Source organism: Candidatus Formimonas warabiya, assembly GCF_002777255.1.
Taxonomy (GTDB): Bacteria; Bacillota; Dehalobacteriia; order Dehalobacteriales; family Dehalobacteriaceae; genus Formimonas; species Formimonas warabiya.
In genome coordinates this window covers 1,654,765-1,677,833 of record NZ_CP017634.1, presented here as the reverse complement: position 1 = coordinate 1,677,833, position 23,069 = coordinate 1,654,765, and the positions used below count along the sequence as shown (strand labels likewise).

The 23,069-nt window shown below is 42.0% G+C and carries 18 protein-coding genes and 5 pseudogenes; 21 read left to right on the top strand and 2 right to left on the bottom strand.

The features are described 5' to 3' along the window. Positions 1 to 62: 62 nt before the first annotated feature. Positions 63 to 191 carry an ASCH domain-containing protein gene (locus DCMF_RS30465; RefSeq protein ID WP_148133944.1) on the top strand — a complete coding sequence of 43 codons (129 nt, stop codon included), beginning with the start codon at positions 63 to 65 and terminating at the stop codon, positions 189 to 191. Positions 192 to 758: 567 nt separating this feature from the next. On the opposite strand, the gene DCMF_RS07995 is transcribed toward DCMF_RS30465, so the two are convergent. Next, a complete protein-coding gene (locus DCMF_RS07995) occupies positions 759 to 1,280 on the bottom strand; it encodes a DUF3231 family protein (RefSeq protein ID WP_148133943.1) in 522 nt (173 codons plus the stop codon). 158 nt (positions 1,281 to 1,438) lie between these two features. On the opposite strand from DCMF_RS07995, the gene DCMF_RS07990 reads away from it, so the two are divergent. The 3 genes from DCMF_RS07990 to DCMF_RS30460 all read left to right on the top strand — a co-directional run bounded on the left by DCMF_RS07990 (position 1,439) and on the right by DCMF_RS30460 (position 2,759). Next, positions 1,439 to 1,621, top strand: a complete 183-nt coding sequence (locus DCMF_RS07990) for a hypothetical protein (RefSeq protein ID WP_148133942.1) — start codon at positions 1,439 to 1,441, stop codon at positions 1,619 to 1,621. A 112-nt stretch (positions 1,622 to 1,733) separates the two neighbouring features. Continuing rightward, entirely contained in the window at positions 1,734 to 2,192 is a 459-nt protein-coding gene (locus DCMF_RS07985; protein ID WP_148133941.1) for a hypothetical protein, read from the top strand. 186 nt (positions 2,193 to 2,378) lie between these two features. Then, positions 2,379 to 2,759, top strand: a complete 381-nt coding sequence (locus tag DCMF_RS30460; RefSeq protein WP_418219627.1) for a phage terminase small subunit-related protein — start codon at positions 2,379 to 2,381, stop codon at positions 2,757 to 2,759. A gap of 394 nt (positions 2,760 to 3,153) precedes the next feature. Here DCMF_RS30460 and DCMF_RS07975 read toward each other — a convergent pair whose 3' ends face one another. Then, positions 3,154 to 3,576, bottom strand: coding sequence for a type II toxin-antitoxin system HicB family antitoxin (locus DCMF_RS07975; protein ID WP_148133940.1), 423 nt, complete (start codon positions 3,574 to 3,576; stop codon positions 3,154 to 3,156). Between the two features lie 303 nt (positions 3,577 to 3,879). Between DCMF_RS07975 and DCMF_RS30590 the strand changes: the two are divergent. The 17 genes and pseudogenes from DCMF_RS30590 to DCMF_RS29600 all read left to right on the top strand — a co-directional run. Further along, a pseudogene (locus DCMF_RS30590) lies at positions 3,880 to 4,080 on the top strand (IS110 family RNA-guided transposase); the annotation flags it as partial. A gap of 527 nt (positions 4,081 to 4,607) precedes the next feature. Next, positions 4,608 to 6,401, top strand: coding sequence for a reverse transcriptase/maturase family protein (locus tag DCMF_RS07960; protein WP_148133938.1), 1,794 nt, complete (start codon positions 4,608 to 4,610; stop codon positions 6,399 to 6,401). Positions 6,402 to 6,504: 103 nt separating this feature from the next. Next, a pseudogene (locus tag DCMF_RS07955) lies at positions 6,505 to 7,560 on the top strand (IS110 family RNA-guided transposase); the annotation flags it as partial. Positions 7,561 to 8,194: 634 nt separating this feature from the next. Next, positions 8,195 to 8,487, top strand: a pseudogene (locus tag DCMF_RS30455) (transposase); the annotation flags it as partial. 140 nt (positions 8,488 to 8,627) lie between these two features. Continuing rightward, positions 8,628 to 10,091, top strand: a complete 1,464-nt coding sequence (locus DCMF_RS07940) for a sigma-54 interaction domain-containing protein (protein WP_148133934.1) — start codon at positions 8,628 to 8,630, stop codon at positions 10,089 to 10,091. 295 nt (positions 10,092 to 10,386) lie between these two features. Then, positions 10,387 to 11,856, top strand: a pseudogene (gene mttB / locus DCMF_RS29615) ([trimethylamine--corrinoid protein] Co-methyltransferase). A gap of 66 nt (positions 11,857 to 11,922) precedes the next feature. Next, positions 11,923 to 13,401 (top strand): annotated as a pseudogene (mttB, locus tag DCMF_RS29610) ([trimethylamine--corrinoid protein] Co-methyltransferase). Positions 13,402 to 13,501: 100 nt separating this feature from the next. Further along, positions 13,502 to 14,455 carry a DMT family transporter gene (locus DCMF_RS07915; RefSeq protein ID WP_148133929.1) on the top strand — a complete coding sequence of 318 codons (954 nt, stop codon included), beginning with the start codon at positions 13,502 to 13,504 and terminating at the stop codon, positions 14,453 to 14,455. A gap of 195 nt (positions 14,456 to 14,650) precedes the next feature. Next, the gene (gene pylB, locus DCMF_RS07910) at positions 14,651 to 15,754 is read left to right on the top strand and encodes a methylornithine synthase PylB (protein ID WP_148133928.1); all 1,104 of its coding nucleotides are present in this window, start codon (positions 14,651 to 14,653) and stop codon (positions 15,752 to 15,754) included. Continuing rightward, positions 15,751 to 16,224 carry a hypothetical protein gene (locus tag DCMF_RS07905; protein WP_148133927.1) on the top strand — a complete coding sequence of 158 codons (474 nt, stop codon included), beginning with the start codon at positions 15,751 to 15,753 and terminating at the stop codon, positions 16,222 to 16,224. Before pylB ends, DCMF_RS07905 begins: the two co-directional genes overlap by 4 nt. Positions 16,225 to 16,451: 227 nt before the next feature. Then, positions 16,452 to 17,081 carry a cobalamin B12-binding domain-containing protein gene (locus tag DCMF_RS07900; RefSeq protein ID WP_148133926.1) on the top strand — a complete coding sequence of 210 codons (630 nt, stop codon included), beginning with the start codon at positions 16,452 to 16,454 and terminating at the stop codon, positions 17,079 to 17,081. A 12-nt stretch (positions 17,082 to 17,093) separates the two neighbouring features. Beyond that, positions 17,094 to 17,891, top strand: coding sequence for a methyltetrahydrofolate cobalamin methyltransferase (locus DCMF_RS07895; RefSeq protein WP_148133925.1), 798 nt, complete (start codon positions 17,094 to 17,096; stop codon positions 17,889 to 17,891). Positions 17,892 to 18,021: 130 nt separating this feature from the next. Beyond that, positions 18,022 to 18,873: a methyl-accepting chemotaxis protein gene (locus DCMF_RS07890; RefSeq protein WP_148133924.1), complete on the top strand. Its 852-nt coding sequence runs from the start codon at positions 18,022 to 18,024 to the stop codon at positions 18,871 to 18,873. A 128-nt stretch (positions 18,874 to 19,001) separates the two neighbouring features. After that, positions 19,002 to 20,468: a sigma-54 interaction domain-containing protein gene (locus DCMF_RS07885; protein ID WP_148133923.1), complete on the top strand. Its 1,467-nt coding sequence runs from the start codon at positions 19,002 to 19,004 to the stop codon at positions 20,466 to 20,468. 274 nt (positions 20,469 to 20,742) lie between these two features. Further along, positions 20,743 to 22,209, top strand: coding sequence for a [trimethylamine--corrinoid protein] Co-methyltransferase (gene mttB, locus DCMF_RS07880; RefSeq protein ID WP_148133922.1), 1,467 nt, complete (start codon positions 20,743 to 20,745; stop codon positions 22,207 to 22,209). 517 nt (positions 22,210 to 22,726) lie between these two features. Further along, positions 22,727 to 22,849 carry a DUF1016 N-terminal domain-containing protein gene (locus DCMF_RS29605; protein WP_236860312.1) on the top strand — a complete coding sequence of 41 codons (123 nt, stop codon included), beginning with the start codon at positions 22,727 to 22,729 and terminating at the stop codon, positions 22,847 to 22,849. 4 nt (positions 22,850 to 22,853) lie between these two features. Further along, the gene (locus tag DCMF_RS29600; protein WP_236860217.1) at positions 22,854 to 23,054 is read left to right on the top strand and encodes a hypothetical protein; all 201 of its coding nucleotides are present in this window, start codon (positions 22,854 to 22,856) and stop codon (positions 23,052 to 23,054) included. Positions 23,055 to 23,069: the final 15 nt, after the last annotated feature.

The following is a 23,069-nucleotide window of genomic DNA, read 5'->3' as shown; positions in this document are numbered from 1 at the left end:
ATATCCCCTTATTGGGAAAAGGATTCAGAAGACCGGAGAAATTAGCGAGAAAGAGAGGAAAAATGCATGAAGATTATACTCTTTGGCAGCCATGGGCCTCACTGATTGCTGAGGGATATAAAAAAATTGAAACCAGGTCATGGAAGGCTCCAGAAAAGGTTATTGGGCAGAGAATAACATGCAGCAGCTAAAATGCCGCAATGGGCGAGAAAATTATGCTGGGAATTCGCGAGATAGCAGGTAAATACGAGGGTACATGGTTAAATGCCCTCGGAAACCGTATGGGATTATTCGGAAAGATAATTGCAACTGCCAAATTAGTCATATGTTGCAAAGTAAATGTGTTCGGCCGGTAAAGCGGAATAGGAAAATTATTCAAACTGCATCATTTATTGTTTATATCTTGACCGGGCGAGGAAAGAAATAACTTGGGGTGAGAAAGTTCTTGCCATAGCATATGAGCTCCATTGCGGAGAGGCGTCAGTACGGAGATGGAAGAACGAGATGATTAATGAATTAAGTATTTTGCGCTTTGGCGTGGATGGCTTGAAATTAGAGCTTTAGCGGGATTCTTAGCCATGATCAAACCGTGATCAAAAGGTGAGTTTTACATGATAAATCAGCCATATTATAATTGTATCATAAAATGTTGTCAGGAAAAATAATAGAGAAGGGGGAGTTGCAACTGCAGATGTGCTCCCCCGCGTGAATGAAAGAAAACCGCACGGTAACCCCGAAGCGTTTTCTAAACTGATCATTTATTGCCTAAATGCAGGAGGCTCAGATATCCAATTTTTTAATTTACCATACTCAAACATAGTGTCATATATGTTGATTTCTTCCATCAAAAACTTTCTAAATTGCTCTCTTAGTTTGGGGGAAGGGGTTTGAACAAATGCCCTAGCATGGACTTCTATAAATGCCTGCATTCCGGCAAAAATTCTTCTAAAGATATACTCATCTGAAATAATTTCAGGATTAGTCGTCGATTTAACAATATTTGGAGACCTTTTGGGTTGTACTATCGCATAATGTTCTATATATTTTTCCAATATTTTTATTTGCCGATTTAGAATTTTGATCCCTGAATTAAGGACAATCTGCAAGTCCTTATCTTGACAAAAATTTTGAAATATTAATGTCTCCTCTAAAACAATATACCTTGAAAGCAGGCTATCCCAAATATGTGCTACCTCAATAACATTCATTTCTGTCTGTTCTTGCCTGGAGGATTTTCCAATATCTGAGATATGTTCAAGGCCTGCTAATATTTTGGGCATTGTGAACACTCCGCATAGATTAATTTAATTTTAGTTTGCTTCAATAATTGACAGTCTATTCATTTGCACGAAAAATGAGACTTGAGCCTTCAGGCTTTTTCTTTTTAAACAAGGAAGTGATGCCATGTGCACAGATTTAATTCTATGAGGTAACGGTTTTGAAAGCACATAACAGCATCCAGGGTATCAAGAAGGCCCCAGATGAGAAGTATTACTGTTTTGGAACTAACCCGGTTGAAGTAAAAGATTTGGTGGAAATCCATGACCGGATCCCGGGAATTAAGTTTGTCATAGAGGTTAGACCGGAGCCCGAAGGAGTATATAGAATCAGAGTAAATTAATATCTTAATTAAATATTTTTCGTATAAAGCATAGAAGCGTACACATTTCATGTAATTCACATAATATATATTGTACTTGTACAAGCATTTCAACATAAGGTGGAGATTTATTATGCCCGATACGAAAACTGATCGGATTATTGCAGCCGGTAGTTCTGCTAAAAATAAAATTTTAGAAGAAGAAAATCTACAATCGCGCCAAATTAACGGTTTAATTGAGGAAGCAAGTAGACAAGTTAATGCACGAGCAGCAAATGTAATAGGTCAAACTATAAAAATAGAAGAAGCATCCAAAGAAGATTATTTTAAAACATTAGCGGAACTTATTTCAGCGATTTTATTAACACCTCAAAATGCAGGAGCATTAGTAGCATTAGCATTGGTAAGAATTAATTCAGAAGCGTTAATACAAACAGGGGAAATATCAGCATTAGCCATAGAAGCACTTATTGAAGGAGCGGGAAAACAATTAATACAGATCGGTGAAGTATTTGCAGTATCTCAATTAAAGGTAGCTCAGATTCTAACCCAGTTGGGTATAGAGGTAGCCGGAATTCTTATCGACCCTTGAGATTTATAGAGGAAAAGCGTTTTCGTTCTCATAAGCTTATACTTAACATAATAAAGAGCCTTCGGGCTCTTTTCCTTTGCTATGAAAACACAATTTTTGGGATTTAATTTATTTTCCCATTTGTCTTTTAGCTGGGATTTTAGAAAAAAGGGGTTTTGAACTGTATGCTTTCTGCCAGATTCGGAGGTGTTTTATTTTTATTCGGAAGGCTTGGATTTTATTCCAAGAAAAAATCTCAAAACAAACTCAAAACCCAGTGGGTGGGTGATATGTAGTGGCACACGTGAGCGAAATCCCAATAGAGAAAAGGCCAAACAACTATGGACAGAACACCTTGGAAATATTACAAACCGTAAAATTGCCGAACTTCTCGGGGAAAATGAAAAGGTTGTGGCCATCTGGAAGCAGCGGGACAAATGGAATGTTGTACAACGAAGAAACGTGGAGCCCCGAAAGGTAACAAAAATGCCAAGGAAAACAAGGGCAGTGCTGCCCCAGAGAAGAATAAAAACGCTGAAAAGCATGCTCCCAGACTTTTTTCGTCCCAATAGTGCTGCTCTGCAATAAGTGGATATACTCCTTTAGGGATGCAGGAGAAAACACCGGAACCATATTTCCCGGCGCCGTTACCTCATGGACAGCTGATCAAAAGCGTTTGGTCTCGGTAAGCAAAGAATATGCAAATGTCTTTTCGTCCTTGGCCATGCGGAACCATGATCGCCCCGATGAAGAGATCCTTCATAATTATCGAAAATTCCGGGAGTGGTGGGATGAATACATCCGGGATCCGGAGATAGGCGAAAATCCGTATAAGAAATATAGTCAGGGGTTTAGCACACGAGGTTAACAACAGATTGGAGAGAGAATTATGACGATAGAAGAAAGAGTGGCTGAGCTTGAGAAAGCAGCCCAGCCACTAATCTTTAATAGCACGATTCATATTGTTATTACTTGTAGCATATTAAGACTGCTTTTTAATATTACTACGTGGATGATCTATAATATTAAGTTGTTTTTTTAGTGCCGCTTGAAGTGTTTGTGAGAAATTAATTCCGGCCTTCTCGGCTTGAGAGTTTAACCAGTTGGGAATAGTAAGCGTCTTCTTTACTGCTCTATTATCATTTTGGCGACGATATTCATCTGTATCTGCAACGACGAGATTAATAAATTGGGGTGGATTTGCAGTTAATCCTTCAGATGGCGATGGAATGGTTTCTTGATTATCTTCTGCATCACATAGCCACATGGATATTGCATCTTCGGCCATCTCGATAGCATCAGCAAGATCCTTACCACATGTAATGCACCCGGGTAAATCTGGAACACGAACGTCATATTCGCCTGATGCTAAAGGGGTAAATATAGCAGGATAAACATATTTCATAAGAACCTCCATTTCGCCGCCTACTGCAGGCGACACAAATAGTAATGAAAACGGGATGCGCAGTAAACACCCCTGCGTTACAATGTTTCTAAGGGAAAGGCACACTACAAAGCACGGTGAGGCGAGTTGCAGACTGCCTCTTGGCTTAAATCAGTATAAGAACCAGTGTAAGGATCGCCTTGCAAGCACAAATAAGTGGTGCCACGAGGCCGCACGCTAATCATTGTTTTAGCTCAGCGTTAAATGTGCGGCGATCCAGTCACTGCCTTCTCCCAGACGATTTCATTGCAAGGAGGGAGAATTCTGAGAATCGTTTACCCCATCTGTTGTGGCGTTGATGTACACAAGACATTTCTCGTCGCCACGCTCATCACAACACAGGGCATCGTTCCGAGTTACAAGAAAAAGCGTTTTTCAACCTTTAACAAATCCATTCTGGCTTTTAAGCAGTGGCTGATTGACAACAACTGCTTTGACGTTTGCATGGAGAGCACAGGAAAATATTGCGCGCACAGCCAGTGCGTGTAACAATCTATCCGCAAGCAGGATAGAGGCATCGATATTCATATGCCACCATCAACCGACTGACCTGTACGGGAAACCTACATCAGGGACAATCGCATGTCGGTAACGCCGTGAATCAATCTAATTGTCAGATTGCGACTGAACGGCAAGATGAACGTATCGACAAAGATAAAAGCTATACTGCCTAAAGGACAGTCCGAGGAGGGTTACCCGGCTCACCGACGAAACGACAATTGAAACGTCGGGCGACAGCAATATCGGAATCATAGTATTGTTCCGGTACGAATATCTGTTGTCGGCCAGCCGCAATAAGCGGAAAAGGACGAAAATCCTATCTGACACGATACATGCTATGTTACACACATGAACTGTGGATTGCCTAAATCTGTGGCTACAGACATGGCAACGGAGTTCCCATAGTAGTCTGAGCAGTGGAAAGCACTGTACATGGCGAAGGGGAACAGTTTGTGATTTCCAAAGCTCGAAGGAAGGATGCGTGAGGCATCATGAGAAATCCCGAAACTGTTTTGGAAAATTTAAAATCCCACGCAGCTACGCCAGACTATCAGTATAAAAGGTTATATAGAAATCTGTATAATCCCTCCCTCTATTTAATGGCGTATCAGCAGACATACTCGAAGCCTGGTAACATGAGTAAAGGCATTGACGGACAGACCTTTGACGGTATGAGTCTGAAAAGGATTCATAACATCATCCGCCGTCTGAAAGACTACTCATATCAACTAAAACCTGCAAGGCGCACCTATATACCCAAGAAGAACGGAAAACTAAGACCATTAGGAGTGCCAGCCAGCGACGACAAACTCATACAACAGGTTATCAAAATGCTCCTGGAAAGTATCTATGAAGATACCTTTGCGGAGACCTCCCATGGATTCAGACCGGAGAGAAGTTGCCATACAGCACTCAGCCAAATTAAAATAAACTTTACGGGTGTCAAATGGTTCATCGAAGGCGACATCAAAAGTTACTTTGATAACATCGACCATCATATCCTGATTTCCATCCTAAGACGCAGGATTAAAGATGAATACTTCATCAGCCTCATCTGGAAGTGCCTTAGGGCAGGATACGTAGAAAATGGTATCTATTGTAAGCCGAATAAAGGTCTTCACCAGGGTTCACCCATCAGTCCGCTTTTGGCAAATGTGTATCTGAATGAATTTGATCAGTACATGGCTGAATTTAAGAACGCCTTTGACCGCAATGAAAAGCGTAGGCGGTCGCCTGAATATAACCGTATCCAGAATAGGGAACAACACCTCCGAAAAATAATCTCGAAACTCTCTGACTCCTCCAAGGAAAGAGCGGAAATGATACGCAGTCTTAAACAACTTCGCAACATCTGTGTTTCCATGTCCTGCTCAGACCCCATGGATTCCTCTTATAAAAGAATCTTCTACCAGAGATATGCAGATGATTTTATCATCGGTATCATCGGCAGCAAACAGGAAGCAGAACAAGTCAAAGACAAAGTCAGTGGTTATCTATCTGAACAGCTCCATTTAGAACTGTCACAGGAGAAAACATTAATTACCCACGGTAAGGAAAAGGCACAGTTCCTTGGATACGACATTACCATAGGTAGAAAAGGTACACCTTCCAAAGATAAACTCGGCAAGCTCTCTGACAGGCACAACGGAAGGGTGAAACTGTATCTTCCACAGGATGCCTGGCTAAAAAAGCTGAAACTGTACAAAGCACTAAAAATCGGCAACCAAAAAGGAATATCCGAAACATGGGAACCATGCGCAAGACCCGACTTACTGTATTTTCCTGACCATGAAATAGTCAGGATATATAACTGGGAAATCCAAGGTCTCTATCAGTACTACAAACTCGCTGACAATGTATCGGTACTAAACGATTACTATTACATCATGAAATACAGCCTGTTAAAAACCCTCGCTGGCAAACACAACTGCAGTGTCCGAAAAATCATGCAGAAATACTTCCACAACGGACGGTTTCAAATAAACTTCTCAACCGACGGCAAGTCTAAAACCATCTATCTATATGATTATGGTTTTAGGAAGCAACCCATAATCAAAGGGAGGTCGATGAAGTATCAATCCAAAGAACTTACGAACCGTCTACTCAGTCACCAATGTGAATGGTGCGGAAGCGTCGACCCTAATGTCAGTACTCATCAGGTCAGAAAACTGTCTGAACTATCAGGCGCTACGGTATGGGAACAAAAAATGCTTCAGCTCAATCGCAAGACTCTCATTCTCTGTCCGGTGTGTCATGATAAGTTGCATAAAGGGCTTTTAAACTAACACAAACGGAGAGCCGTATGCATCGAGAGGTGCACGTACGGTTCGGGGGCGAGCACACGAAAACCTGCCTCTACTGGTAAGGCGTTGTGTGCTTAGCCTACATGTTCCCATTTACAATTTGCTGGAGGACAGCATCCACGTTACCGTCGCCAATCCCAAGTGGGTTGCTGCTGTTAAGGGCAACAAGGATGATGTCAAGGATTCTAAGTGGATCGGCGATCTTTTTCGCCTCGGTCTGGTTCCCGGCAGCTTTATCCCGTCTAAGAACATCCGTATTTTGCGGGAGTATACGCGATACCGCTTCAAGCTGGTTTCCTGTAAGTCTAGTGAGAAGAACCGCTTTCAGAACGCTTTCACCGTTTGCAATGTCGCTCTTGATGCTGTCGTTTCCGATATGTTTGGCAAATCTGCCTCTTCCATCACGGACTACCTTGTAAACTCTGATTCCTTCGATCCAAAACATTGCGTTTCCTTGCTGCAACGCTCCTTGAAGAAGAAAGCCGACGAGGTCATCGAATCTATTGAGGGTTTTCAAATGACAGAGGAACAGAAGACACGCATCCGTTTCGTCCGCAAACACTTGGATTTCGTGGAGCAACTCATTGCTGACCTCGACCAAACCATCGCCAGGTTGGCTGCACCCTTGGAAAGCGCCATTGCCTTATTGTGTACCATTCCCGGAGTTGACCGTAACATCGCCATTACGATCCTCTCCGAGATTGGTACGGATATGTCTCAGTTCTCATCCTCGAAACGCTTATGCTGCTGGGGAGGTCTAACGCCCGGCAACAATCAATCCGCAGGCAAAAAGAAGTCGGTTCGCATTACAAGGACCGGGGTTTATCTCAAGCCTGCTCTCGTACAAGCAGCCCATGCCGCTGTGAAATCGAATTCTTCCGCTTACTACCGCATCAAATATGAGCGGATCGCCAAGCGCCGAGGAAAGAAGCGAGCCATTATCGCCATTGCCAGAATGATTCTCACAGCCGCTTATCACATGCTCCAATCCGGTGAGGTCTTCAATCCTTGTGACCTCTACCATGTTGATATGCCGGCGGAGCTTCGTAATAAGCAAAAGGAGAAAGCTTTGAGGCAAGCTGCTAAACTCTTGGTTGCTCATGGTATCGTAAGCCAAGAACATATCGCGCTACCTGCTTAATCTTTCTGAGCTCTGTTCCTGTTAGGGCTTGTTTGCTATACTCTTTTTTAAGCTCAGGGGTCTTCGACTCTTGCAGAGAATGTTTTCACGCTAATTCTCCTTTCAGAAAAACATTAAAATCATTTATTTTTTTATTTATCGGAAGACGGGGGCTATTTGAGCCCCGCTTCCTCTAAGATACCTTGTGCTGTTTACCCGTTTATTTCTGTATGTCGTGGGAGGGGGATTTTAATTCCTGGCTTGTCGGGATGCTTAGCCATGTCGTGCCTTTTGCCAGGGGTTATGATCCAACCAGATGCTTTTAATAGTTTGTCGATATCTCGTCGTTTCATTACTCTCACCTCTCAAATTCATTATAACACGTACAAATACGTATAAAAAGGAGATTGTTAAAATTTTTATAGCCGGTAGGAGTTGCTAAAAAACAGCTCTATTTACTGATTTTATTTATTTTGTTACTTAATCTTCTGGTCGTTGATACCATCTTAGCAAAAAAATCATCCCCAAATATTGCAATCTTACCAAACGTACGTTTCGATTCTGAACTTTGTCTCAGGAAATTGGTAAAAACATTGACTTTCGAACGACAGTTCGATACTCTAATAATAGAACTAATGTTCGGGAGGGGGTATCCATGGCCACAGCAGAAGAGTTTAATCTAATCGAATTCCAAAGAAAGTTCAATACCGAAGACTCATGTGAGAAATATTCATTTGATAAAAGGTGGCCGGAAGGTTTTACGTGCCCTAAATGTGGTCATAGTGAGTATTATTATATAGCTACCCGGAAGCTTTATGAATGCAGAAAATGTGCACATCAAACATCGTTACGGCCGGAACAGTGATGCATCGGAGCAAGCTTGATTTAACAATATGGTTCTGGTCCATTTACTTAATTGCTAATGATAAAAGAGGAAGATCAGCCTTATCCTAAATGTCCCTGAAAATAAAAGTAATTCTTTTTATTCTTTATTATCCACGGGAGGATACCAAAAATAATTATAGAATATTATTTTAACTTTTTTCTTGGGCTAAACCTCAAAGTGGTTCCGAGAGGAGGAACAAAAAGTGGAGTGCAGTGAAAAAGATAAGATTGAGGAGCTTGAGCGACAGAACCAGCTATTAAGAACCATTATTGATACCATTCACGAAGGGGTATATGCAACTAATCAAAAGGGTGAAATAGAGCTATATAATCGTGAAGTTGAGAAGACAGAAGGTATGAGAAGAGAAGAGGTACTTGGAAGAGCTGAAAAAGAAGTATATCAAGGGGCTAACTTTCAGGAACAAGTTACTGAAAAAGTTATTGAATCCGGGAAACCATTATATGAACAGTATTTTGAATTTCTACTCCCTAATGGCCGGAAAACAGACATTATTATCAGTTCCTTCCCATTTTATTATAAGAATAAACTATCCGGGGTATTCACTATAGGGCGTGATCTAAATCAATTCGGGGAGTTTATCGGCAAGACTTTAGAAATAAAGAAAAGGTTGGCATATAAACAGAGTACAGATATTTGTAATAGTGGAGCCGAATATCTTTTAGACGACATTGTTGGAGTAAGTCCTAAAATAAGAGAAACCGTGACATTTGCCAGGAAAATTGCTAAAAAAGATTCACCGATATTAATTTTCGGTGAAACAGGTACTGGTAAAGAATTATTCGCACATGGGATTCATAATGCAAGCTTATATGCAAAAGGACCTTTCGTTCCGATAAATTGTGCTGCTATTCCTGACACTTTACTTGAAAGCTTGCTTTTTGGTACTGTCAAAGGGGCTTTTACCGGGGCTGTTGAAGCTCCGGGGCTTTTTGAACAGGCGGAAGATGGGACAATTTTTTTGGATGAGATCAATTCGATGCCGATATGGCTCCAGGCAAAGCTTTTGAGGGTGCTTCAGGATAAAATGGTACGAAGAATCGGGAGTAAAACTTTACGTCCTATTAATTGTAGAATTATTAGTGCCACTAATATTGATCCATTTGTTGCAATCAAAAACCAGACAATTCGACCAGACGTCTTTTACAGGCTTGCCACGGTAACGCTGTATATCCCTCCTTTACGAGAAAGAAAAGATGACATAAAAGAATTATGTAATTATTTTTTAAAGCAGTATTGTGCCAGGTATGGTTTATTTTTGAAGCGGGTTTCTCCTGATCTGTTACAATTATTCGATCAGTTTGATTGGCCAGGAAACATCAGAGAACTTCAAAATGTTTTAGAAGGCTCGATAAGTTCCGTGGAAAGTGATCAAGAGGAATTAGGTGTTGATAACTTACCAATATATTTTAAGGAAAGACTATTAAAATTCAAAAATAATAATGCCACTGAGTTTTCAAAAACGGGCACTCTTCATGATATTTTGTTGGGTGTAGAGAAAAAGGTAATTGAAGATACATTGCAAAGAACCAACGAGAATATTACCAAAGCAGCAGCTGAGCTGGGTATTTTCCGTGAGGCACTTTATTATCGAATAAAAAAATTAGGGGTAAAACTAGATAACAAAGATCGGGTTTTAGGGAGGTAATTTTGGGTGTAATCAATCATTACGCGTAATATTTCATTACGCCTTATAACTAAGAGCTTTCCAGGCTAACTGTAATATTCTATTACAGTTAGCCTTTTTTTATTGGAGGGAATTCAACTTAAGAAATTGGAAATCCCTTATATTTCAACGGCTTTTAGGTTTCAATTTTATTCGCGATAATTGGCAAACCTTTTGCTATTTAATAGTGTTATCTTAAGAAAGTTGTGAGGTGATTAGTAAGACCTTGATTTTTACATTTAACTAACATCATGCTGAAACATTGGAGGTGCAAGTTATGAAAAGAAACACAGCAGCAGGGTATAACACATGGGTTGGCTGTGGAGTTCAATTGTTTTCGGACAATGATCTTGAAGCAATTCACTCAAATACCCTTGAGGTAATGGGAAAAACAGGTATTAATGTGCAAAGTCCTAAGGCTATGGATATTTTTGAACAGGGTGGAGCTAAAGTTGATAGAGAGAAACAGAATGTCAAAATTCCCGCCTATATGGTGGAGGAAGCCGTACGTACAGCTCCGGGTAAGGTTTTGATGGCGGGAAGAGATCCCAAAAACGATGTGATCTTGGAGTACGGTCGAGTAAACTTTATTCCTTTTGGAACCGGGGTTATGGTTGTTGATGAAAATGGAGAATATCGGAAATCAACCAAAAAGGATATCTGCCAACTGGCCACCATCACAGATGCTTTAGACCAAATGGATTTTTGCTTTGACACGGTAATACCTAGAGACGTAGATCAAAGAACCGTTTGTTACCATTCCTTTGAAGGGCACATCAATAATACGACAAAACATGTTTTTACCAGCCCCGAGGACACGCATTCAGCCCAAGTATTAATTGAAATGGCCGGGAAAGTAATAGGTGGTAAAGAAAAATTAAAAGACCGTCCCATTATTACCGGAGGTGGATGCCCAATTAGCCCTTTGTCATGGTCTGAGGGACTTTGTGAAAGTATGATTGAGTACGCAAAAGCCGAATTGCCCTTTTTGCTGGTCTCGATGGCAATGGCAGGAGGGACAAGTCCTGTTACATTGGCTGGAACTTTAGTCACCCAAAATGCTGAGTTATTGACAGGAGTTGTACTAAGTCAATTAGTTCAAAAAGGTGCGCCGGTTATATACGGAAGCTCCACGACCAACCTGGATTTAAGGAAAGCGATGGCTACAGTCGGTAGCCCGGAATTAAGCCTTATTAGCAGTGCTGTTGCTAAGTTGGCCCAATTCTATAATTTACCGAGTTTTGTAGCTGGCGGGTAGGCAGACAGTAAAGATTCCGATCTGCAAGCCGGGCATGAGAAAACTCTAACTTATATGCTCCCGATGTTGGCAGGGGCTAACATCATTTACGGATCAGGGATGTTAGAGATGGGAATGACCTTTGGTTATGCCCAGTATGTTGCAGACAACGAAATGGTTAGGATGCTAAGAAGGCTTCTTCAGGGGATACCCGTAAATGATGAAAGTATGGCAGTGGATGTGATCAAGCAGGTAGGTGCCGGTGGTCACTTCCTGATGGAAGACCATACCATGACTCACATGAAGAGTGCCCATGTATCCCCGCGATTGATCGACAGGACAAACAGGGATGCATGGATTGAACAAGGCAAACCTAATTTGATTGGAAAAGCAAAGGAAGAGGTATTAAATATACTAGCAACCCAAAAACCTGATCCGCTTCCGGAAAAAGTGGCATCAGAGATTAGATCAACTATCGAGCAGATTGAAAAGGAGCTGGGAATCAAATAACCGGGGAGGGAGGATAGAACAACAGGTTGGACTTATAGAGAAAATTTGATTAAGGGAGGGTAATTGGTGAAACGAAACACGAACGCCGGATATGCCTCATTTTCTGGGGCAAGCCTACAGTTGTTTTCGGAAGGGGACTTGCATTTTATACATTTGGCTACATTGGAAGTGCTTGAAAGAACAGGGTTAAACATTACTGATGAGGAAGCTTTGGAGTATTTTGAACGGGGTGGAGCGATCGTTGATCATCAAAAGAAAGTGGTTAAAATACCGGGATATATGGTTGAAGAAGCCATAAAGAGTGCTCCCGCAAGTGTTTTCCTGGCAGGAAAAGACCCCAAGTATGACATTATTCTTGAAGAGGGTAGAGTATATTTTTGTCCTTTTGGTTTAGGTATTGAAATTGTAGACCCATATACAGGGGTTTTACGAGAAACGACCAAGCAAGATATAGCTGACTGTGCAAGGATTGTTGATTACCTGGATGAATATGATTTCTGTTTTGACACGATGGTTGCTCGTGATGTTGATCCCCATGTAGCATGTATTCATGGCTTTGAAGCCCCACTGACCAATACCTCCAAAAACGTTTTAGCCAGCCCGGAAAACAAACAAACAGCACAGATTCTATTAGAAATGGGCGCAGCAGCAGCGGGTGGTATGGATAATCTTAAGGAACGCCCAATCATGATGCTTGGGGGTTGTACCATTAGTCCTCTAACAATTCCGGAAAGCACTGTGGCCGCCACAATTGAGGCAGCTAAAGCGCGGATTCCGGCAATGATTTTGTCTATGGCGATGTCAGGCGGTATGGGTCCTGTTACTTTGGCTGGTGCATTAGTAGTCATGAATGCAGAAATTCTTGGCGCCCTAACTCTATCGCAACTTGTTAATAGGGGCACGCCATTTATTTACGGCAGTTCTACGGGAACATTAGACATGAGACATAATGCAGCCGCAATGGTAGGATGTCCCGAACTGGGTTTAATTAGTGCAGGGGTTGCGGCTTTATGCAGAATGTACAACGTTCCCAGTTTAGTAGCCGGTGGGTAGACTGACAGCAAGGTACCGGATATGCAAGCTGGCCATGAAAAAACTTTAACAGCCATCCTACCCATATTAGCAGGGGCTAATATGATTTACGGACCGGGAATGTTAGACAGTGGAATCATCATGAGCCTTGGCCAAGTGGTTGCGGATGCCGATTTTATCAGAATGTTTAAAACCGTCCTGGCCGGTGTACCTGTGAATGAAGAGACTCTGGCTGTGGATGTGATTCATAGTGTAGGTATTAAGGGACAATACCTGGGTGAAGAACATACATTTAGATTATTTAAGCAGCTTCAGTCTGTACCTAAAATCATGGACAGGAATAACCGTGAGGACTGGAAAAGCAAGGGCAGCAAAGATATGGCAGAAAGAGCTGCCGAGGAGGCTCAAAGAATCCTTGAACACCATAAACCCCAAGTATTGCCCGAAGAAGTTATTACCAAAATCCGCCAAATCGTAACAAATGCTGAAAAAGTATTGGCAACCAAGAAATAGCCCGGAGTATTTGTGTTGTTAGACTAAGCGGGTAGGTGCCTGTACAGTCTAACAACACATCATCAAATAAAGAAACAAAAAACGAAAGGGGCTGCTGTCAATGAGTAATACCATGAAAGGATTTGTTTATGCGATATTAGCAGGTGTTTGTTGGGGTACCTTTGGCACCTTTGTAAATTTTTTGATCGGTTTCGGGTTTACGGAAACGGCAATTTCCATTTTAGGACCAGCCTTGATGGTGATCTTTTTTCTGGCCAGGGTATTAATCCAGAAGCCCCAAGTATTAAAAGTTGATCTAAGGGGACTAATTATCTATGTTTTAGTAGGGGTTATTGGGGTAATAGGATCTACCTGGTGCTATGCCGTAGCTTTGAGTAAAGGTGTTCCTCTGGCGGTTGCCTCCATTCTTACTTTTTTAAACTACTTTATCGTCATGATTGCGGCCAGACTTTTGTGGAATAACAAAATAACATTAGTTAAGGTGTTTTCCGGCATAGCAACAATTTTGGGCATCTCATTAATATTAAATGTGTTTGGTACGATAGCCGCTAGTTCCATAGGGCTTTTTTGGATGGCACTGGTAATACTTTCTTTTGCCGGGGGATTTCTTCTCTGTAAGTGGGCGGTGGACCTGGGGTATGATTATGACGCATATCTAATGTATACCAACTTGTTTGCCATTATCGTTTTATCTTTTATGAATCCTCCCTGGAGTGTAATTGGAGAGGTTGTTACCAATGTCCAAGCCCATGGTTTCCCGGTAATCCTTGCCATCTTAGGGTTTGGCATTTTTCCGATGGTTTTAAGCTATTACTTCTTATTAACTGCCTATGGATATTTAGAGGCTCCCCTCGTAACAATCATGTACAGTCTGGACCCGGTGGTCGCGTCGATTTTAGGTTTTGTCATATTTCAACAAAGCCTGATGGGATCCCAGATGTTGGGAATTGCCATTGTTTTGGCAGCCCTCACCTGGCTGCAACTTACTGAACGTGCTCAGGAAAAAAAACTGCTGGAACAGGCTGAAAATCCTGCCAATCAGATTGTAACCTAAAATTATGATTAATTAAGCAATAGACATTAACGCGATTTGTACTGAATAGGGGGGGTGGATCGGATAGATCACGCGGACTCTAAATTCGTGCAGCCGGGTGCAGCTCCCGGACTCCCCGCCAGTTTTTGCCCGGTATCCTCGGCAGGTCTTCCGTCTTGGTAAAGGATTATTTAAAAGTGATAGAAGGTGGATTCCATGATCCAAATAGATGGTTATGATTATTTAGCACAAATTTTAGACCGGGCTTATCATGAAATAACTTTATCAAAAAAAGAAATCCTCTATTTGTTGGGATTAAACAGGCAGGAAGAAATCAGTCAAATCTTTAGCACGGCGAGAAGACTGCGCTGCAAGCATTTTGAGAACAAAATATTTTTATATGGCTTTGTTTATTTTTCTACCCATTGCCGGAATGATTGCAGCTTTTGCCTTTACCGAAAATCTAATCAAAGCTTAAGCCGTTACCGGAAGAATGAAGCAGAGATCGTGGAGACCGCCTCCTCGCTGGCGGAATCCGGCGTGCATTTGCTGGACCTGACGATGGGGGAAGACCCGGAATTTATACTAGGTGATGCAAGGCTAGATAAACTATGCGGCATCATTGAAAAAGTAAAAAAGAGTACGGACCTGCCATTGATGATTTCCCCCGGTGTCGTTCCCCAAAGGATTATGAAAGAATTTAAGAGGCTGGGCGTAAACTGGTATGCCTTATACCAAGAAACCCATACCCCCGAATTGTATGCCAAATTGAGGCTGTATCAGGATTATGAGGAACGCTTTGCAGCGAAAGAGGCTGCTCATCGAATAGGTATGTTGATAGAAGAAGGAATTCTCACCGGAATCGGAGATACGGACCTGGATGTGGCCAACTCTCTTCTGAATATGGAAAATCTGGGAGCGGAACAGGTTAGAGTAATGACTTTTGTTCCCCAAAAACAAACGCCGATGGGAGAATGGACACCGCCCTCGCGCATGCGCGAATTAATTATTATTGCCGTGATGAGACTAATGTTCCCGGACCGCTTGATCCCGGCTTCCCTGGATGTAGATGGGATTAATGGACTAAAACAAAGGTTGGACGCCGGCGCCAATGTAGTTACATCCATCATCCCTCCCCAGGCCGGACTGGCCGGAGTATCAAATAGCGATCTTGATATTGAAGATGGGAACAGGACGGTAAAACGTGTCACGGAAACACTGGAGGAGCTTGGTCTAGCTCCTGCCTCTGCAATGGAATATATCAATTGGGTCAATAAAAGACAGCGTATGGTGAAACGGGTTATGGGAGGAGTAATATGAGGGCCGCCATCGTAGGTGGGAAACTTCAGGGAGTTGAAGCAGCATATCTAGCCCAAAAGGCGGGCTGGGAAGTATTTCTCATAACACCCACGGTGGTTTACAAATCCAGCGGAATTAATATGGTGGAAGTTTTAGGCAAGAATTTTATTACCAGTAAGATAAAGTGGCCAACTGATTCAGCAAACACCCGGGGAGCGATATACGAGCATATTTCAGTTTCTCCGGATACCGTAAAAGTGTGCGGAGAACATATCATGGGTGAAGCAGGTCCATTGAATTTAAACACAAACTTTTTCGGTGCTGATGAAGCCATCACTAATTACTACCCTGGAAAAAAGGAGTGGGTGGCCACTCTAATCATCAGCGGGCATACACGGCAAGAGGCTTGGGAAAAAAGATGTACCGTGATTGACCGGATCATGAAAGAAAGTAAAATTAAAGAATATATTGACCTCTTTCCAGAATCATAACATATTACAAATATTCTGCCACATATCTTACTCAAGGATGGGGCTCCCGTTTGTGAGTGAAAGACTTTATTAGATTATCTATGACATATGCCAGAGCTGAAAATGCTGTAGCACAAGATTAAATAATACTAAAGAAATAAGGGGGGATAAACAGATTTATCATTTATAAATTACCAGATAAGTCATCGAACTAAAAAATTTAGATTAAATTAGAGGAGGAAAAAAGAATGGCAAATTTTGAAGCATTATCCCAAAGCGTAATTTCCGGAAAGGAGGCCCAGGTAAAAGAACAAACCCAGGCCATGGTAGCCGCCGGTACTAACCCGCTGGAAATCATCAACAACGGCTTAATCGCCGGCATGAATGTTGTCGGCGCCCGTTTCAAAAATGGAGAGATGTTTGTGCCAGAAGTGCTAATGGCTGCTAAATCTATGGCCGCCGGTATTGAAATCGTCAAACCGTTGATCGCAGATAAAGATATGCCTTCCGTCGGTAAAATATTGATCGGAACCGTCAAAGGTGACCTCCATGACATCGGAAAGAACCTGGTAGCCATGATGCTCGAGAGCGGCGGATTTAAAGTGGTCAACTTAGGGATCGACATTGCCCCGGAAAAATTCGTGGCAGCCGTTCAAGAACATCACCCTGATATTGTTGCTATGTCTGCTCTCTTAACCACCACCATGCTGCACATGAAAGACACGATTGAACTAATAAAAGAAGAAGGTTTGAAAGTCAAATGTATCGTAGGTGGGGCTCCGATCTCCCAGGATTTCGCCGATGAAATCGGGGCTGACGGATTTGCGCCGGATGCTGCATCTGCTGTAGAACTCTGTAAAAAGTTATTGGGTAAGTAAAGGAGAAAAAGAATGCTCATAGTAGGAGAACTGATCAATACCAGCCGGAAGGCGATCAAACCTGCCGTAGAAAGCAGGGACGCTGCTTTCATTAAGGATATGGCCCAAAGACAGGTGGATGCCGGCGCCGATTATGTCGATGTTAACTGCGGCACCATGGTCTTTAACGAAGAAGAAACCATGGCCTGGCTGGTGGAAACGGTGCAATCCCAGGTAAGTGCCCCTTTGTGTTTGGACAGCCCCAACGCCAAAGCATTAGAAATGGGCCTGTCTTTGGTGAAAAACGGCCAGCCCATGATCAACTCGATTACGGCAGAAAAAGAACGCTTTGCTACCATTCTGCCCTTTGTACTGAAGTACAAAGCAAAAATTGTCGGTCTCTGTATGGATGATTCCGGCATGCCGGAAACTGCTGCGGACAGATTGAAAATTGCCGATAAACTGGTTGGCGATATGGTCACCGCCGGGGTACCGGAAGATGACATTTACCTGGATCCCCTGGTGAAGCCGGTGAGTACGGGAGATAAGGCGGGCTTGGAAGTTTTGGAAACCATCTATAGCATCAAGCAGAAATATCCCAAGGTACATGGAATCTGTGGTTTGAGCAATATATCTTATGGCCTGCCGAACCGGAAAATCTTAAATCAGGTATTTATGATTCAGACCATGACCATGGGGATGGACGGCTATATCCTTGATCCCCTGGACAAGACCATGATGGGATTTGTTTATGCTTCCCAAGCCCTCTTGGGCAAGGATGAGTTCTGCATGAAATATTTAACTGCCCACAGGAACGGTTTGTATGAGTAATTAAAGTCAGACGCATCATTAGACGCCTGCAGATATGTCTGAAGGCGTCTTTTTGTACGATCGGGCCGGCTGATAAAAACTCAGGACGCTTGTATTTCCATAGCTAAATTTAACAAAGGTGGTGCGAGCAATGTCGAGCAACGAAAAACTATATGCAATACTCGAACATTTTCTGGCAGTTGCCCCGTATATAAACCAATTTACTGTTGACGATGTGGGATTATGTCTTTTTGATCGAGAAAAGGTGATTTGGGATGTAAATCCCAGGACTTTTCATTTTGATAAGGAAACCTATGTGGGAGAACCGCTCTTACCGGAATTGGCAGTATACAAAGCCATGCAAAAAAGGGTACGGGTAATCGAAGAGGTGCCGAAAGAGTTTTATGGGGTGGCCTATATTTGTGTGGCGGTACCGATTTTTGAAAACAATGAAGTTGTAGGCGGTATCGAGCTTTATCAATCAGTGGAAAGAAAAGAGAAACTACTTGAAATCGCTAAGTCTATAGAACAACAGATCAAGACATTTGAGACCACGATCCAACAAGTTGCTGCGGAAGCAGAAGAACTATCTGCCACCGGTCAGGCATTGGGCAGTACATCCCGGGAAGCAAATTCTCAAGTTGGGGAAACAGATGATATTATTCAAGTGATTCGTAAAATCGCCGACCAAACTAATTTGATCGGGCTGAACGCGGCGATCGAGGCCGCCCGTGTTGGGGAACAAGGCCGCGGGTTCGCTGTTGTTGCGGAGGAGGTCCGTAAATTGGCCCATACCAGTTCGGTTGCGACAAAAAATATTAAACAGACCCTGGATAAAATAAAAACTGCCGTACAACAAATAAATTTTGCTGTCAAAGAGGTGACAACGGTCGCGGATCATCAAGCGGCAGTGCTCACTGAAATGACACCTGCCGTAGATCAATTAGCCCAATTGGCAGATACCATTGTTTCCATGGCCAAAGGCTTGACTACAGACATTTAGACGCTTACTGCCTGACAAAAGTGTGATATTATTTATATGAAAATTAACAATAAAAAAGTTAATTTAGAGTCCCTTTTTTCCAGATATAAAAAGTTTGTTTAAACTGTTGTCTGGGAGGAATTAATGTGATGAAAAATGATAAAGAAATAATTGAGGAACTCAAACAGGAAAACAAGGCACTGGAATGGGAAAACCAACTGCTGAAAACCATCATGGACTGTATTCATGAAGGAGTGTTTGTTACCAACGCAAACGGGGAAATAATTCTCTATAATCGTGTGGTTGAAAAAACAGAGGGGATGAAACGGGAAGAAGTATTAGGAAGGAGAGAAGAAGATGTATATTCCTTTTCATCAGAGTATTTCTTCCATGAAACAGTAACCAACAAGGTAAGAAAAACAGGCAAATCTGTCGTGGAGCAGCATTATGAATATAGTTTGCCTGACGGACGAAAAACCAGCATTTTATTCAGCACATTTCCTTTTTATTATAAGGGCCAAATTTCTGCCGTTTATACGGTAGGGCGTAATGTAAATCAAATTGGTGAGTTTATCGCGAAGACACTGGAAATGCAAAAAAAACTATTCAGGGAAGAAAACAATCAAAGTCATAGAGCAAAGTATCTTCTTGAAGACATTATCGGCATTAGTGAAAAAATTTGTGAGGCAGTACTACTTGCCCGTAAAGTAGCTACCCACAAATCCCCTGTTTTAATCATTGGAGAAACCGGCACGGGAAAAGAACTTTTTGCCCATGGAATCCATAATGCCAGTTTGTATGCGAAAGGACCCTTTGTCCCCATTAATTGTGCTGCTATCCCGGAAACACTTCTTGAGAGTGTACTATTTGGCACAGTTAAAGGGGCTTTTACCGGGGCGGTGGATATTCCCGGATTGTTTGAACAAGCTGAAGGAGGGACTATCTTTTTAGATGAGATTAATTCTATGCCCTTTCCGGTGCAAGCAAAGCTTTTAAGGGTTCTCCAAGATAAGGTGATCAGAAGGATTGGCAGCACAATGGAAATACCTGTTAACTGTAAAATTGTCAGTGCAACGAATGTTGATCCGTTTCGTATTGAAAACGAAAAGATAATTCGACCGGACCTTTTTTTCCGATTAGCAACAGTGGCGATTAACATTCCGCCTCTGCGGGAAAGAAAAGAAGATATCAAAGTGCTTTGTGCTAATTTCATAAAAAAATACAATCGAGAGTTTGGATTATTTGTGGAAGGAATTTCCGATGCATTAATTGAGCTTTTTGAGAAATATCATTGGCCGGGGAATGTGAGGGAATTGGAGAATATTATTGAGAGTGGAATGAACTGTGTTGATGGGGATAAAAAAACATTAAAACTAGACCATATACCGGTATATTTTAGGAATAGGATTCGAAAATTAATGGAGCAACATCTTGAAGCTGGCTATTCCGGTGAGCTTCACAAAACCTTGGCTGATTATGAAAAGAAATTTATTGAACAAGCACTTAAGAAGAATCAGGGTAATATTTCTAAGACAGCAGATGACTTAGGGATTTGGCGTCAAAATCTCCATTATCGAATTAAAAAATTTGGTATTGAGGTTCGTGAGACTCCTTAATGCATAAAAATAATACATGAACTAAAATAATGCAGTTACGTGTGCCTGAAAACAAGAAGGCAACTGAATGGAGATAATTCAGTTGCCTTCTGTTGTTTTGTTTATTTTTTTTAAAAAAAAAGCGTGTCTTATCAGGTATAACTTGGTTTTATCATTTCATTTCTTATTGGCACAAATATTGCTGGACAAATTGAGAGAGATGAAATATTCCAGTGGAGGGTAGGGAGCGGTCCTTTTTAAAGAAAACTCTAAAAATTATGTAGGAGGGAAAAACATGCAATATCATCAATCTCAAAACTGGGCTTTATGGGGAAAAAATATGTTCTCCGATTATGAATTAGAAGCCATCCACAATACGTCCCTGGAAATCCTCTCTTCAACGGGCATCTATGTTGAAGAGGAAGATGCAAGAGCGTATTTCGCCGGTGCCGGTGCAAAAGTTGACCATGACAAACACATCGTGAAGATCCCCAAATGGTTGGTACAAGAAGCCATTACCGTATCTCCCGCTTCTTTTATCCTTGCAGGAAGGGATCCGAAATTTGATTATCCCATGGGTACTGGTAGGGTTGGTTACGCGAATGTAGGCATTGCAGTCTCTGTCAACGACCCTGAAACTGGAAAAATCCGTCCCAGCTACAAAAAAGATTTAGATGACTACGCTCATCTTATCGATCAATTGGACAATCTCGTTATGTGCTGGGATTGCATTCAGCCTATGGATGTGCATGCCGATACCTCAGGCATTCATGCATTTCGATCTCATGTAAGCAATACCCGCAAACACATTATGACAACAACGCCGGATAGGATTACTTCCCAAGCTGTTGTGAAAATGGCCGCTGAAGTTGTTGGCGGTATGGAGGCATTGGCAGAACGGCCTTTGATTTCTGCAGGTTCCTGCCCGAAAAGCCCTTTGACTTTCAGCACAGCTGTGACTGCTCCTATCATTGAATTAGCCAAAGCGTCTCAGCCTGTGATGGCAATGTCCATGGTTTTGGCGGGTGCAACCGGTCCTGTAACCATGGCAGGGTCTTTGGCTTTGCACAATGCGGAAATCCTTGCTGCCTTAACGTTAACTGAAATTATTAAAAAAGGTTGCCCATTTTGGTATGGCTCATGTACCAGCATTATGGATTTGAGAAGAGCGATAGCTGCCACCGGTTGTGCGGAACACGCCATGTTTGGCGCCGCCACTGCCAGAATGGCCCAATTCTATCATTTACCTTGCGTGGCTCCCGGTACTTGGACGGACAGCAAAATCACCGACGTTCAAGCAGGGTATGAAAAAGCGATTAGCTCCTTACTGCCTGCTTTGGCCGGTGCGGATATTATTTTTGGGTCCGGTACATTAGCAGGGGGTATGGCGGTAGACTTTGGTTCGATGGTAACAGAAAATGACATGTTTAAGACGATACAATTTATTTTAAGAGGCATTCCTGTCAATGAAGATACATTGGCATTGGGACTGATCCAAAGGATTGGTCCCAAAGGGGAATATTTAAGTGCGGAACATACTCTCAAAAATATGCGCAATTCCCAGGTGTGGCCCGACTTATTTGACCGTGATTCCCGAAGTGTATGGGAAGCTGCAGGCGCTAAACCATTAGATGTTAAAGGCAGAGAAAAGGCTGTTGAGCTGATTAATAATGCTAATCCTGCTCCTTTGCCTGAAAATGTTCAAAAACGCTTGGCCGATATTATTGACGATGTAGAAAAAGAAATAGGCATCAAAAAATAAGAAACCTGGAACAGATATCGTTAAGAAGAAATGCCTTAGTCGGCTTCAAACGGAAATTGCTGAAGTCGTTGCGGATAGGCCAAGGGAAATTACTTTTGAACTGTTTGAGAATAAGGTAATTAGAGATGCAGCTGGTTTAAATGAACAGGTAATTGATCATAAGCTTGCCAATAAGATAACCAATGGCTTAATAAGATACGGTTATATTGATGACGACAATACATTGACAGAAAAATATTATGAAGATGTTAAATCGGGAACACTTTTAGTTGCCGAAGAACTCTCCCCTTATAAAGCGGATATCATCCATATTCTGGGCACAATTTACAATCCACAGGCAATGGCCCCAGAAGACGCTAGAAGCAATAATATTGAGCTAAGGCTGAATAAGACAAAGCTGCAAATGAAGGAATTTAAAACACCTTGGAGCAAAATTAATTCAAGATCTTGCTTATGTTGTCGATGTTGATACCAAGGAATTGAAATTACAGGCTTTTCTGTGCGTAATCTTAAATATATGCGTAAATTTGCGACGGAATTTCCTGATTTTGAATTTGTGCAAGCGACGCTTGCACAAATTACATGGTATCACCATATGGCTCTTATGGACAAAGTAAAAGACAAAACAGAGCAGCAATAGTATATTGAAAAAACTATTGAAAACGGCTGGCTGGTCGCGGAACATTCTTGTCCACCAAATCGAAACTAAATTATACGCTCGTCAGGCGCTAGCTGAAAAAACAGCAAATTTTGAGCGTCTCCTGCCATCACCACAGAGTGAGCTTGCGGAGGAAACGCTGAAAGATCCTTATGTTTTCGACTTCATTACCTTGAAAGAGTATTAAAGAAGCTGATCTTGA